Genomic DNA, 12812 nt, shown 5'->3' with positions numbered 1-12812 from the left:
GTGTCAACAAAAGTTAAATCTCCCGATAATCTGCCAAGCAAACCAGGCGTTTATATAATGCGCGACAGCACAGACACCATTATCTACATAGGCAAAGCAAAAAACCTCATAAAAAGGGTTAAATCTTATTTTCGTGAAAAACTGGACAGGCCGAAGACTCAAATCCTGATGAGTCATTTTGACAGCTTGGAGTATATTGTCACCAATTCTGAAAAGGAAGCCTTAATTCTGGAAGCTACCCTGATAAAGAAGCATCGCCCAAGGTATAATGTTCAATTGAAGGATGACAAAAGATATCCTTATGTAAAAATTACCAATGAGGAATTCCCACGGCTTGTGATTACAAGAAACATTACTAAAAATGGCGTTTTTTATGGACCGTTTACCGATGTTGGATCTGTTAAGCAAACTGTAAAATTTTTAAAGTCATTGTTTAAGATAAGAACCTGCCGCAATATGGACGGGCCTTGCCTTAATTCACAAATCGACTTGTGTTATGCCCCATGTTCAGGCAATATTTCCAAAGAGGAATATCTTGAGATTATCAATAAGATTGATTTATTTTTCCAGGGCAAATATTCTGCAATCGTCAAGGACCTTAAGCGCGAAATGGCAGAAGCGGCAAACAATGAGGAATTTGAAAAGGCGGCCGTTATTAGAGACCAGATTACATCAATTGAGGAGATTATGGAAAAGCAATTCGTGGATTTGGTCGATGATGACCTTGATCAGGACGTAATAGCTATTGCCCAAGGGGAAAATGAAGTCGTTGTAATTATAATGCCTATTAGAAATGGTAAGATTGTTGGGCGTGATGATTTTTTAATGAGCGGTTCTCAGTATGATTCCTCTTCAGAGATACTGTTTGCATTTATTCAGCAATATTATGGATATAACAGGCATATTCCAAAGCAGATTCTTTTGGATGAGGATATTGATGATAAGGAATTGCTTGAGGAATGGCTAAGCGATTTGAGGGGAAACAAGGTCCACATTAAGGTGCCTCAAAAGGGTGTGAAATTACGTCTTGTTAAAATGGCCAGAAAAAATGCCGAAATCATTAAACATCAGAAAAAATCAATGGAAAATGCACTGATTGAACTTAAAAAATACCTTAAATTGGAAAAGATACCTCATGTAATAGAGGGATACGATATTAGTAATATTTCAGGCAAGTTTGCAGTCGGTTCAAAAGTATCTTTTAAGGAAGGAAAACCCTATAAAAAAAGGTATAAACATTTCAGAATGGAAACTCCCGGACCGAACGATTTTGCAATGATGGAGGAATTGCTGACTCGCAGATTGAAAATGATTGATTCAGATCCCGAACCGGACTTGATAGTGATTGATGGGGGCAAAGGACAGTTAGGTATGGCTTGTGGGGTTTTAGAAGAATTGAATCTTACTCATATTCCTATTATTGGGCTTGCTAAGGAATTTGAAGAGATATATCTCCCAAACTCTAAACGCCCTATTATAATTCCTAAAAACAATAAAGCATTGCATTTGCTTCAGCAAGTGCGTGATGAATCTCATAGATTTGCTATTACGTATCATAGAAAACTCCGCAGTAAGGATATTCAAGCCTCATCTCTTGACAATATTCCTGGAATTGGAAAAAAACGTAAAATTAATCTTTTAAAAGAATTTGGTACAATAGATAATGTAAAAAAAGCATCAGTGAGCGATTTAGCTAAAATTAAAGGCATGAATCAAAAAACGGCTGAAAATGTCTATAATTATTATCACTAAATTTTAATCTAGTATTAGAAAAAATAACCTATTTTACATTAAGTTTAAATATAAGTTTTTTAATAATGTTTTTATAAGAATATAAAAGGTTATATAATATGGTCAGATGTCCAAGGTGTGGTTATGAAAATTCACCCACATCTATGTATTGTGGTAATTGTGCCTATATTCTAACTGACCCCAAGGGTAACAGATTTGATAAAAAGCCAAATAGTTGGACTATGGGCATTGCTAAAAAAATATTTATAGTTTTGGGAATTATTATTATTGCTTTGTTGTTGTTTTCTTTTATCAATAATGGCACTCAACCAGACAGCGAATCTTCTTTAAATGTCATTACAGATAATGGAAGTTTGGAGCATACATCTTCTTATCCTTTTGAGGCTGTTGTAAAATACAACGGCAGATGGTATGCAAAAATGGGAGATCCGAAGTACCTTGTCGAAAGAATTGGCGATGGTGACGATAAGATAACCCTTGATTGCGCATCATGGGATAAAGTGTATATCCAAGCTCAAAAAGATGATTATGGTGAAGGTGAGCTTTCTGTACAACTTTTGAGAAATGGTAAGGTTGTAGCTGAAAATTCAACCACAAACGCTTCCGGAAAAATTGTAGTTACTTATAATTATTAAAAAGATTATAATTGATTGATTTTTTCTTCTAATAATTCGACTAATTCATCAGTTTTGTAGAGACGAATCTCTTGGTCTTCCTTATCTTTGAATATTTTGATAAATTTGATAAGGTCATTACATAATTGGTCATATTGAATATTCAATGTGTTGAAGTTAGACAGCAGTCCGAATGCTTTTTGCTGGTCCAATTTGGGATTGTCCTTTAAGATTCTTTCAATATTAGCAAAATGTGTTTCAATCATAATTTTTTCTTGTTCTAAGCTGTCAATATATTCTTGAATTTTATTTTCACTAGCCATTTAAATCACTAATTTTAATGTATAATAATTAAAATATAAATAGTTTCACGAATAAAAATTTGTATATTATAGGGGCATTAAGAATGATAAAAGTTGAAAATGTAAGTAAAGATTATGAACTTGATGACGGAACAAAGGTTAAAGCTTTAAAAGATGTAAGCTTCGAAGTTAAGGAAGGGGAAATACTTGGAATCATGGGTAAAAGTGGTTCCGGCAAAACTACACTTTTGAGAGCCTTAAGGGGTGTTGAACATATTGATGAAGGAAGCATTACTGTTGGAAGCGATAGCGTAGATGCCAATTCTTCCCAATATTATTATAACAATCTTAAAAAAGTGACTGCAATTCACCTTCAAAGGTCTTTTGGATTATGGCCGGATACTGTTCGTGAAAATGTTTTAAGAAAGTTATATGCACGAGAATACTTTGATGAAGGAGATACCAATTTTGAAGTTGCTGAAAGTGAATTTGGCCATGAAGCCGATGAAATTCTGGAGCTTGTTTCATTGACTCATAAAAAGGACCATTACGCTTCTGTATTGAGCGGCGGTGAAAAGCAAAGGCTCATCATGGCTCGTCAACTTGCAAAACAGCCTAAAGCTTTACTTCTTGATGAACCTGCTACAATGGCATGCCCTAAAACAAAACAAGAAATATTGGATGCAGTTAAAAAAATCAATAAGGAGTTAAATATTACGGTTATTCTTGTCTCTCACTTGCCTGATGTTCAGAAATATTTGGCGGATAGGGTAATTCTGCTTGAAGACGGTGAAATCGTTGATGAAGGTTTTCCTGATGAAATCTGCGATAAATTCATGGAAGATATGGAGCCTATAGTTGATATTAAAAATATTTCAACAGACGAAGACGTTATCGAAGTAAATGATGTATTCAAAAGATTCTATTTGCTGACCGGTGGGGAAGTATTGCAAATTGAAGACATTAACTTCAAAGTCCAAAGGGAAAATATCTTAAGCATCATCGGCCCTAGCGGCGCTGGAAAAACGGTGCTTTTAAGAATGCTTGGCGGACTTGATGATCCTGACGAGGGAGAGGTCCTGTATAAAGTTGATGATGAGTGGAACGATATTGATATTCCCGGTATGGGGCGTATGAAGATAAGGTCCAAATTAGGATTTATGCATCAGGAATTTGCTTTAAGTCATTATGCGACTGTATTGGACCAATTGGCCGTACGTTTAGGTTATAAGAATCAGGATATAATTAATGATGCACAAGAAAGGGCTAAAAAAATTGGTCTTAGTGAGGAATTATTGGATTCATTTTACTTATTGACAGATTTGCCTGAAGTTGAAGCAAAAGAACGTTTAAGGCAAGTTGGATTGGATGCTGAAATTTTGAATGATTTATTCCCTAAATTCCCTGAAACTGCAACACGTGAAGCGGTGGCCGATATCTTTGAAAGTCTTGATTTAGATTTAGACATATTACCTAGGAAGTCTTATGAATTGTCTGGTGGTCAAAAAGTACGTGTAATGCTTGCATTGATTTTAGTTTCAAGACCAAAATTCCTGCTTTTAGATGAACCATTTGGAGATTTGGATCCGGTCACATTAAGAACCGTAACCAATTCCCTTAAAAAGATTTCTAAAACTTATGGAATTACAGTTGTAATGATTTCCCACAATACTGACTTTATTAAAGAGTTAAGTAATAGGGCAATATTTATGGATGATGGAAAAATCATTGATGACAGTGAGGATATTGACAAGATTGTAGGTAATTTCATTGATTTCTGCCATGCAGATTATCTTAAAGGAGACAATTAAATGTTTGATGTAATTATGGTTCCTATCGACGGATCCGATTACAGCTTTGAAGCTGCAGACATTGCAATTGAAATCGCTAAGAGATTTTCATCAAAAATTGCTGCAGTCCATGTTTTGGAAGAATTTTCGTTTAAAAGCTATGATTCCGAAGAGGACTCCGGCGATGCGCTTTTGGCAAAGGTTACGAAAAAGGCCAATGATGCGGGAGTGGAAGTAGTTGAGCACCTGCTTACTGCTGATGCATTAAGGGATATGAAGTTCATTGTTAACCAGACACGTGCCGATTTAGTTGTTATTCATGCTCATGGAGCCAATAATAACAGGTTCGTTTCATTTGAAGAAAATCAAGTTTCAGATACACAAATAGGTTCAGTTTCCGAAAGGCTTTTAAGAACTTCAGATGTTCCGGTATTATTGGTTAAATAATTTCTTTTTTTCTTTTTTTTTAAATTAAAACCTTATTTTTTACTATAATTTTAAATATAATAATAAGCTAATTAATATTAATATAAACTGTTTAGGTTTAAGGAGATATTTTATGATTGTTAAAGATTGGTGCTCATTCTGCGGAGAATGTGCTGGAGTTTGTCCGAGAAATTTAATTCAAGTTAGAGAATATTCTTTAGTATTCAACGATGATGACTGTAAGGATTGTGACACATGCATTAAAGCATGTCCAATTGATGCATTAGAAAAAGAGGATTGATTATATGATAGAAACTGATGTTATAGTAGTAGGTTCTGGACCTGCAGGTTCATCTGCAGCAAAACACGCTGCATTAGGTGGAGCAAAAGTTATTTTAATGGATAAAAAATCTGAAATTGGTGCACCAAAAAGATGTGCAGAAGGTGTTTCAATTCAAGGATTGGAAAAATTAGGAATCGAACCGTCCCCACGTTGGGTGACTCAAAAAATTGAAGGAGTCAGAATACAGACTCCAGACGGCACTGATGTATGGCTCACAGAAGATCAAGTAAAAATTCCTGAAGCAGGCTACATTTTGGAAAGGAAAGTATTTGATAAGCATATGGCAATGGATGCCGCAAGGGCTGGTGCTGAAATTAGAATTAAAACATTAGTAACAGGAATTGACAAAATCGATGACGGTTATATTGTTTATACTGAATGCATGGGCGAAAAAATAGACTATAAATGCAGAATCCTAATAGCTGCTGACGGTCCTGAAGGTCACGTCGCAAGATGGGCAGGTTTAAGACCTGCTGCAAAAGCAAAAGAAATGGAATCTGGTGTTCAATATGAAATGTGCAATGTTGAATTTGAAAAGCCAGGTGTCATTGAATTCTATTTAGGTTCATGCGCTCCTGGAGGATATGTATGGATTTTCCCTAAAGGGGATGACATTGCAAATGTTGGTTTGGCGATTTTGCCTCATAAGGCAGAAAAGACCGCAAAAGAATACCTTGACGATTTTGTTGCAAATTCACCATACTTAAAAAATGCGCAAGCTGTTGAAATGAATGTAGGTGGAGACCCTGTCGGAGGAATGACTAAAAAACTTTATGATGATAATATTATGGTTGTTGGAGATGCTGCAGGTCAAGTTAATCCGTTGACCGGTGGAGGAATCATCTCCGGTATGACCGGTGGAATGTGTGCAGGTAAGGTGGCTGCACAAGCCCTTAAAGAGGATTGCTCTAAAAAATACCTGAAACTATATGATGAGATGGCTCATGAAGAATTGGACCACGAAATCAAAAGGTATAAAAAAGTACAGGAATACTTGCTCACCTTAGATGACGATGAATTGGACAGTATAGGTCATGCATTCCAAGGAGAAAGCTTTGATAAAATTTCAACCACTGAAATTGTTAAGAAACTAATAAAAATATCTCCTAAAGCTTTATTAAAGTTAGGTAAATTTGTATAGGTGTTTAATTTGATTCTAATCACTGGTGGAGCAGGTTATATTGGAGCCCACACTAACAAAATTCTGAATCAGGCAGGTTATGATACTGTTGTTGTGGATAACCTTTCTAAAGGTTATGAGAACTTTGTCAAGTGGGGCAGCTTTGAAAATTGTGATGTTGGCAGTCATGATTTAAGAGAGGTTTTTGAAAAATATGACATTGATGGTGTAATCCACTTCGCTGCTTTTTCATCAGTGGCAGAATCTGTTGAAATGCCTCAAATGTACTTTAAGAACAATTATAAAAACACCTTAAATCTCTTGCAGACTATGAGGGAATTCGGTGTTGATAAATTTATATTTTCATCAACAGCTGCAGTATATGGAAGTCCGGAAAACATTCCGATTACAGAAGAAACAGACTTAAAACCGATCAATCCTTATGGACACTCCAAATTCATCACTGAAAAAGCTCTTGAAAGGGAAGCTGAAAAAGGTGATTTCAACTATGTATCTTTAAGATATTTCAATGCTGCAGGTTGTGACTTTGATTGTGAGATTGGGGAATTTCATGATCCTGAAACTCACTTGATTCCATTGGTATTGGATGCAGCTATCGGCAAAAGGGATAGCATTTCCATATTTGGGGATGATTATGATACTCCTGATGGAACCTGTATTCGTGATTATATTCATGTAAATGACTTGGCCGAGGCACATGTTATGGCATATGAATATTTATGTGATAAAAAACAATCAGATGTCTTTAACTTGGGAAATGGTAAAGGTTATTCCGTTCGTGAAGTTATTGAAATGTGCAAAAAGGTCACTAAAAAAGATTTCGAAGTTAAAATTGATGAACGCCGTGAAGGCGATCCTGCTGTTTTAATTGCTGATTCTACTAAAATCAAAAAAGATTTAGGTTGGAATCCTAAATATGGCCTTGAGGAAATAGTATCTTCAGCATGGAAATGGCATGAAAAAGTAAATGGATTTTAGGTAATTTCCATGGAAAATGAAAATAATGACTCAAAAATTGATGTTCGTATAGTTGTACAGGGTTTGGATATTGCTCAAATGGTTTCAAAAGCGGTCAGCAATATTCAACTTGAAAGGGATTATAATATTATTGTTTCTTCCATAATTCCAACCAATGAATTAAGCATTGTGAAGAAAGTATCAAAAGGCGCCGACATAATACTTATCGGAAGTTATGGCCGGGATGAGACTTATAATGTCTTGTATGATGCATTGAAGACTGATTTTAACAATATTGGTTTGTTTGATTATAATAATATAATCATCGAAGATGAATCTATTGACTTTAATCTTGCTCAAAAGGAAATTTTAAATTCAATAATCAAATCAACATTGTCTTATTCTTTAAATCTAATCAATATCCATACCCTAGAAAATAAACTGATGAAAGTAACTCATAATTATAACAATTTGTTGGATGATTATAATCAGGTTATAAAAGAAAATGAAGTGTTTTCACGAGAAAACAAGGAGTTGCTTGAAGATATCGACAACATTAAATCTGAATTTTCAGCATTCAAGTTAAGATATGAGGATATCTATTCTCGCGATATTCTAGAAATTTTTAATTTGGATGATTTGTGGAGAGATACTTTTAGCCAAGAGTTAACTGATGAAGAACAGATTGTAATTGCAACAAATAAGTTTAAGCCGGATAATATTATTGTTGGTCAAGGCTTTATTGCAGCCCAATCAAAACAGGATGCAATTGACTGGTTGAAGATTATCAGAACCGCTTTAATATTTATTGCAGAAAATGAGGAAGAATTAAAGCAGGATTTGGAAGAAATCCGTCCATCAAAGCCTCCTGAAGTGAGGGATGACTATGAAATTCCAAATACTTTTGAAAATTTTTGGGATTAATTAGATTAAAACAAATATAATTTTATACTAGTTGAAAGATACTTATAATTATACTATTTTATAGGAGTTAGCAAATGCAAGGAGAAATTGAAGATAAGTGCGGCATTGTAGGATTTCATTCAAAAGACGAATCCAAAGATGTTGCATCATTAGTTTATTATAGTCTATATGCTTTACAACATAGAGGTCAGGAATCAGCCGGAATAGCTACTTTTAATCCCGAAAAAGGGTTGAATCATTACTGTGGAATGGGTTTGATAACTGATGTGTTTAGAGATTATGAAATCCATAATCTGACAGGAAACAAAGCTATCGGTCACGTTAGATATTCAACCACCGGTCAATCAAAATTGGAAAATTCACAGCCTTTTGTTGTTGATTTTGGTGATGGCTTTATTGCAATGGCCCATAACGGTGATATTGTAAACTCCGAAGAGCTAAAAAAAGAGCTTATGGATGAAGGATTTTACTTCAAATCAGACTGTGATTCTGAAGTAATTTGTTATTTGCTTAAAAAACAGCATTATGATAATGATAAAAATGCATTGGAGGCTATTGAAGCAGTATGCAGGAAACTTGTAGGATCATATGCATTGACCATTTTGATTGATGGTGAATTATATGCTGTAAGAGACCCTATGGGAATCAAGCCTCTTGCTATTGCTAAAAGAGATGATGATTATATCCTTGCTTCTGAAACTGTCGCTTTTGATGTAATCGGTGCGGAATTCATCAGAGACATCAAACCAGGCGAAGTTGTTTATTTTGAAAATGATGAAATCAACTCCTATATGTTAGAAAGTGCAGGCAAATGCAAATTGTCCCATTGCATGTTTGAATATGTTTATTTTGCAAGACCTGACAGTACAATTGATGGAGTTAATGTTTATCAAACAAGGATGAATATTGGTCGAGAATTGCATAAATTATACCCTATTGATGCAGATTTGGTAGTTCCTGTTCCTGATTCATCAATTCCTGCAGCTATCGGATATTCAAGAGCTTCCGGAATTCCTTATGGTGAAGGTTTGATTAAAAACAGATATGTTGGAAGAACATTTATCATGCCTACTCAAGAAGAAAGGGAATTGGCAGTAAGGCTTAAATTAAATCCTATTAAAGAAGCCATTAAGGGTAAAAAGATTGTTTTAATTGATGACAGTATTGTTAGAGGAACAACCTCAAAACAATTGCTTAACCTTGTCAAAGAAGCGGAACCTGCTGAAATTCACTTTTTAGTGGGTTGTCCTCCTGTAATTTCACCGTGTTATTATGGTGTTGCAATGGCAACCAAAAAAGAATTGATAGCTGCAAATTACAGTGTTGAAGAAATTCAAGAGCAATTGGATATTGATTCATTAGGTTATATTACTTTAGATGCTCTGGTTGAAGCGATTGGAATGCCTAAGGAGAACTTATGTTTAGGATGTGTAAATGGAGAGTATCCTACTGAACTTCCTGAGGGCATTGAAGCTGAAACTTACTATAAACCTTAGATTAATATGGTTGAATTATTGGCTCCTGCTGGAAATTTTATTTCTTTGCGCGCTGTTTTGGAAAACGGTGCTGATGCGGTTTATTTCGGCCTTGATGATTATAACATGAGGGCCAACGCTAAAAATTTTTCTTTAGATGATTTGAGTAATGTTTCTAAAATAGCTAAAGAATATGGGGCTAAGACTTATTTATGTACCAATATCATTTTAAATGAAAAGCTGGCCTGTGAGCTGGATGCCAAGTTGGAAAGGATTTCTGAATCTGAAATTGATGGGCTTATTTTATCAGACATTGGTTTAATTGAAAATACTGTATCTCACGGTCTTGAAGCTCATATCAGCGTTCAGGAAAATGTTTGCAATTCCTATACCCTTAAGACGCTTAAAAAGCTGGGTGCCAAAAGGGCCATTCTTTCCCGTGAATTGTCATTAGGTGAAATAACTGAGATTACAAAAAAATCTCCAATCGAAACTGAAATTTTTATCCATGGAGCAATATGCATGGCAATTTCAGGCAGATGTTTTTTAAGCTACGGATTATATGGAAGAAGTGCTAATTGCGGGGATTGCTTGCAGCCTTGCCGCAAAAACTGGACTTTAACATACGAGGAAGGCGATGATAATGTCGTTAACTTTTCGGATGTTGAAGATGAATCATTCATTGTAAGCGGAAGTAATGATGGAAGTTATAGGACTAACTTCTTTTCACCGAAGGACATGTGCATGATTGAATACATTCCGGAACTTATGAAAAGTGGCGTTGCATCTTTTAAGATTGAAGGAAGAGCCCGCAGTCCGGATTATGGGGCAATTGTCACAGGCGTTTACAGGCAGGCCATAGACTCTTATTGTGAAAATCCGTTGGAGTATAGTGTTCGCGGTGAATGGATGAATGACCTTAAAAGCGTATTCAATCGCGGTTTTGATACTAACTTTTATTTTTCAACCCCATTTGAAACCAGTGAGGATAACCAATCAAAATATGTCAAAAAAGACATTGGTCAGGTCGTCAACTATTACAATAAAGTAAATGCTGCAGAGTTGAGAATATGGGATGATTTAAAGATTGGTGACAGGCTTTTAATCCAGGGCCAAACTACAGGATCCATTACCCATACAATCGATTCCATGCAGATTGATGGCGAAAGTGTTAGTGAAGTTAAAAAAGGATGCAATGTTGCAGTTGCAATTCCCAAAAAAGTAAGGCAAAATGACTTTGTCTATAAGCTCGTTGAGAGGAATTCTGATGATTAAGAAAATAGCTATTTATGGAAAAGGCGGAATAGGAAAAAGTACTACAGTAGCTAATTTATCTGCTGTTTGGGCAAGTGATGATTTGAATTGTTTGGTAATAGGCTGTGACCCAAAAGCAGATACCACACGTACATTATATGGAAAAAGAATTCCCACTGTCGTCAATACTTTAAAGGATAATAGGAAACCCCAAAAGGAAGATTTGGTTTTTAAGGGTTTTAATGATATTTTATGTGTTGAAAGTGGCGGTCCTGAACCTGGTGTCGGTTGCGCCGGCCGTGGTGTGATTGTTGCTATGAAACGCCTTGAAAATCTAGGCATTTTCGATGAGGATTTGGACGTTGTCGTATATGATGTATTGGGTGATGTCGTATGCGGAGGATTTTCCGTGCCTTTGCGTGAAAAATATGCTGATGAAGTAGTCATTGTTACTTCAGGTGAGTACATGTCACTTTATGCTGCTAACAATATTGTTCGCGGTGTTAAAAAACTTAATGGAAACCTCAGCGGAATAGTTTGCAACTGCCGAAATGTCGATAGGGAAGAAGAAATTGTTGCAAACTTTGCTGAAAAAATTGGTACTCATGTAGTTGGAGTTATTCATAGGAGTAATTTAATTCAGGATGCTGAATTAGATGCAAAAACCGTTGTAGAAAAATACCCTGAAAGTGATGAAGCACAAGAATACAGAAGGCTAGCTTCAAGTATTATGAATAATGAAAACGTATCAACTCCTGAACCTATGGATGATGAGGAATTTGAAGAATTTTTTAAATCTTATGTGTAAAAATGTTTTTCTCAACTGATTATATTTCACCGATTGGAAGAATTTTGATAGTTAGCGATGGTGAGGCCATTTGCGGTGTTTGGTTTTACGGCCAGAAATATTTTCTATCAACAATTGATGATGAACTTGTTCAAAAAGACGATTTGGCCATTTTTGTTAAAGTTAAAAAATGGTTTGACGATTACTTTGAGGGTTCAAATCCGGATATTGACTTTAAACTTAAACCTGAAGGTTCCGAATTCAGATGCAGAGTATGGAAAATATTGTTTGAGATTCCCTATGGTGAAACGATTACTTATGGTGAAATCGCTTCCAGGTTATCCTCTACGATGTCCGCTCAGGCAGTCGGAGGGGCAGTTGGCCACAATCCCATTTCAATTTTGATTCCGTGCCATAGAGTAATTGGATCTGATGGCAGACTAACGGGATATGCCGGCGGTTTGGATAAAAAAATTGAATTGCTGAAATTGGAAAAAATTGATTTTAGGTGACTGATATGGATTTGCCATTAAATATTGTAGTTGGTAATGTTATATCTCTAATTGCTGGCATTTTCATCATTTTAAGCATGTGGGTCAATGATGAAAAGAAGGCATATAAATACCAATTTTTAAATGCCTTTATCCTGATGATTTCATCAGTATTTTTCCTCTCATGGACGGGCGTTACTACTATGGCCATTGCAGCCAGTCGTAATGCAATGGTTTATAAAGACAAGTTAACCATTAATTGGACTATATTTTTTATCATTATATCAGTAGTTCTGGGAGTTTTGGTAAATACAATGGGAATCATTGGACTCTTGCCGATAATTGCTATTGTGCAGATTACTTTATGCAACTATTATCTGAAATCCATTAAAGCAATCAAAACAGGTTTCATCGTTAATAGTGCCATTTATGTTGTATACTTCTTGGCAATATTTGATATTTCATCTGCAGTAATCGAAAGTATCACTGCAATTATAGGATTGATTTCTTTAACAATGTTGGTTTTTCCAGATTTGAAAAAATCTTAAAATTTAAA

The 12812-nt window shown here is 35.4% G+C and carries 14 protein-coding genes; 13 read left to right on the top strand and 1 reads right to left on the bottom strand.

Annotated elements, in window-relative coordinates; genetic code table 11:
• On the top strand, nt 1-1752 hold the full coding sequence (uvrC, locus tag IJI93_RS07990) for an excinuclease ABC subunit UvrC (protein WP_292821961.1): 1752 nt from the start codon (nt 1-3) through the stop codon (nt 1750-1752).
• A 98-nt stretch (nt 1753-1850) separates the two neighbouring features.
• Entirely contained in the window at nt 1851-2387 is a 537-nt protein-coding gene (locus tag IJI93_RS07985; protein WP_292821959.1) for a zinc ribbon domain-containing protein, read from the top strand.
• Nucleotides 2388-2392: 5 nt separating this feature from the next.
• Here IJI93_RS07985 and IJI93_RS07980 read toward each other — a convergent pair whose 3' ends face one another.
• Nucleotides 2393-2689 (bottom strand): hypothetical protein, encoded by a 297-nt coding sequence (locus IJI93_RS07980; protein ID WP_292821957.1) that lies wholly within the window; start codon nt 2687-2689, stop codon nt 2393-2395.
• An 83-nt stretch (nt 2690-2772) separates the two neighbouring features.
• Here IJI93_RS07980 and IJI93_RS07975 point away from each other — a divergent pair, with 83 nt between their 5' ends.
• The 11 genes from IJI93_RS07975 to IJI93_RS07925 all read left to right on the top strand — a co-directional run bounded on the left by IJI93_RS07975 (nt 2773) and on the right by IJI93_RS07925 (nt 12804).
• Nucleotides 2773-4479 (top strand): ATP-binding cassette domain-containing protein, encoded by a 1707-nt coding sequence (locus IJI93_RS07975; protein ID WP_292821955.1) that lies wholly within the window; start codon nt 2773-2775, stop codon nt 4477-4479.
• Nucleotides 4480-4905, top strand: a complete 426-nt coding sequence (locus IJI93_RS07970; RefSeq protein WP_292821953.1) for a universal stress protein — start codon at nt 4480-4482, stop codon at nt 4903-4905.
• A gap of 112 nt (nt 4906-5017) precedes the next feature.
• Nucleotides 5018-5185: a 4Fe-4S binding protein gene (locus IJI93_RS07965; RefSeq protein WP_178785130.1), complete on the top strand. Its 168-nt coding sequence runs from the start codon at nt 5018-5020 to the stop codon at nt 5183-5185.
• Between the two features lie 4 nt (nt 5186-5189).
• Nucleotides 5190-6368, top strand: a complete 1179-nt coding sequence (locus tag IJI93_RS07960) for an NAD(P)/FAD-dependent oxidoreductase (protein ID WP_292821950.1) — start codon at nt 5190-5192, stop codon at nt 6366-6368.
• A gap of 9 nt (nt 6369-6377) precedes the next feature.
• Entirely contained in the window at nt 6378-7346 is a 969-nt protein-coding gene (galE, locus tag IJI93_RS07955; protein ID WP_292821948.1) for a UDP-glucose 4-epimerase GalE, read from the top strand.
• 9 nt (nt 7347-7355) lie between these two features.
• A complete protein-coding gene (locus IJI93_RS07950) occupies nt 7356-8249 on the top strand; it encodes a hypothetical protein (RefSeq protein WP_292821946.1) in 894 nt (297 codons plus the stop codon).
• A 74-nt stretch (nt 8250-8323) separates the two neighbouring features.
• A complete protein-coding gene (gene purF / locus IJI93_RS07945) occupies nt 8324-9745 on the top strand; it encodes an amidophosphoribosyltransferase (protein ID WP_292821944.1) in 1422 nt (473 codons plus the stop codon).
• Between the two features lie 6 nt (nt 9746-9751).
• Complete coding sequence (locus IJI93_RS07940; protein ID WP_292821942.1) at nt 9752-10999, top strand: peptidase U32 family protein; 1248 nt, start codon at nt 9752-9754, stop codon at nt 10997-10999.
• On the top strand, nt 10992-11786 hold the full coding sequence (gene cfbC, locus IJI93_RS07935) for a Ni-sirohydrochlorin a,c-diamide reductive cyclase ATP-dependent reductase subunit (protein WP_292821940.1): 795 nt from the start codon (nt 10992-10994) through the stop codon (nt 11784-11786). Before IJI93_RS07940 ends, cfbC begins: the two co-directional genes overlap by 8 nt.
• 2 nt (nt 11787-11788) lie before the next feature.
• On the top strand, nt 11789-12277 hold the full coding sequence (locus IJI93_RS07930) for a methylated-DNA--[protein]-cysteine S-methyltransferase (RefSeq protein ID WP_292821938.1): 489 nt from the start codon (nt 11789-11791) through the stop codon (nt 12275-12277).
• A 5-nt stretch (nt 12278-12282) separates the two neighbouring features.
• Nucleotides 12283-12804, top strand: coding sequence for a YgjV family protein (locus IJI93_RS07925; RefSeq protein ID WP_292821936.1), 522 nt, complete (start codon nt 12283-12285; stop codon nt 12802-12804).
• Nucleotides 12805-12812 lie beyond the last annotated feature (8 nt).

The sequence above is a fragment of the Methanobrevibacter sp. genome (assembly GCF_017431965.1).
GTDB lineage: Archaea > Methanobacteriota > Methanobacteria > Methanobacteriales > Methanobacteriaceae > Methanocatella.
Note: the sequence above shows the minus strand (reverse complement) of the source record. Positions and strands in the feature narration are given on the sequence as shown.

Bases quoted from the DNA above. Each gene is read 5' to 3' on its own strand.
- IJI93_RS07985 (WP_292821959.1), top strand. From the start codon at position 1,851: ATGGTCAGATGTCCAAGGTGTGGTTATGAAAATTCACCCACATCTATG.
- IJI93_RS07980 (WP_292821957.1), bottom strand. From the start codon at position 2,689: ATGGCTAGTGAAAATAAAATTCAAGAATATATTGACAGCTTAGAACAA.
- IJI93_RS07975 (WP_292821955.1), top strand. From the start codon at position 2,773: ATGATAAAAGTTGAAAATGTAAGTAAAGATTATGAACTTGATGACGGA.
- IJI93_RS07970 (WP_292821953.1), top strand. From the start codon at position 4,480: ATGTTTGATGTAATTATGGTTCCTATCGACGGATCCGATTACAGCTTT.
- IJI93_RS07965 (WP_178785130.1), top strand. From the start codon at position 5,018: ATGATTGTTAAAGATTGGTGCTCATTCTGCGGAGAATGTGCTGGAGTT.
- IJI93_RS07960 (WP_292821950.1), top strand. From the start codon at position 5,190: ATGATAGAAACTGATGTTATAGTAGTAGGTTCTGGACCTGCAGGTTCA.
- IJI93_RS07950 (WP_292821946.1), top strand. From the start codon at position 7,356: ATGGAAAATGAAAATAATGACTCAAAAATTGATGTTCGTATAGTTGTA.
- purF (WP_292821944.1), top strand. From the start codon at position 8,324: ATGCAAGGAGAAATTGAAGATAAGTGCGGCATTGTAGGATTTCATTCA.
- IJI93_RS07940 (WP_292821942.1), top strand. From the start codon at position 9,752: ATGGTTGAATTATTGGCTCCTGCTGGAAATTTTATTTCTTTGCGCGCT.
- cfbC (WP_292821940.1), top strand. From the start codon at position 10,992: ATGATTAAGAAAATAGCTATTTATGGAAAAGGCGGAATAGGAAAAAGT.
- IJI93_RS07930 (WP_292821938.1), top strand. From the start codon at position 11,789: ATGTTTTTCTCAACTGATTATATTTCACCGATTGGAAGAATTTTGATA.
- IJI93_RS07925 (WP_292821936.1), top strand. From the start codon at position 12,283: ATGGATTTGCCATTAAATATTGTAGTTGGTAATGTTATATCTCTAATT.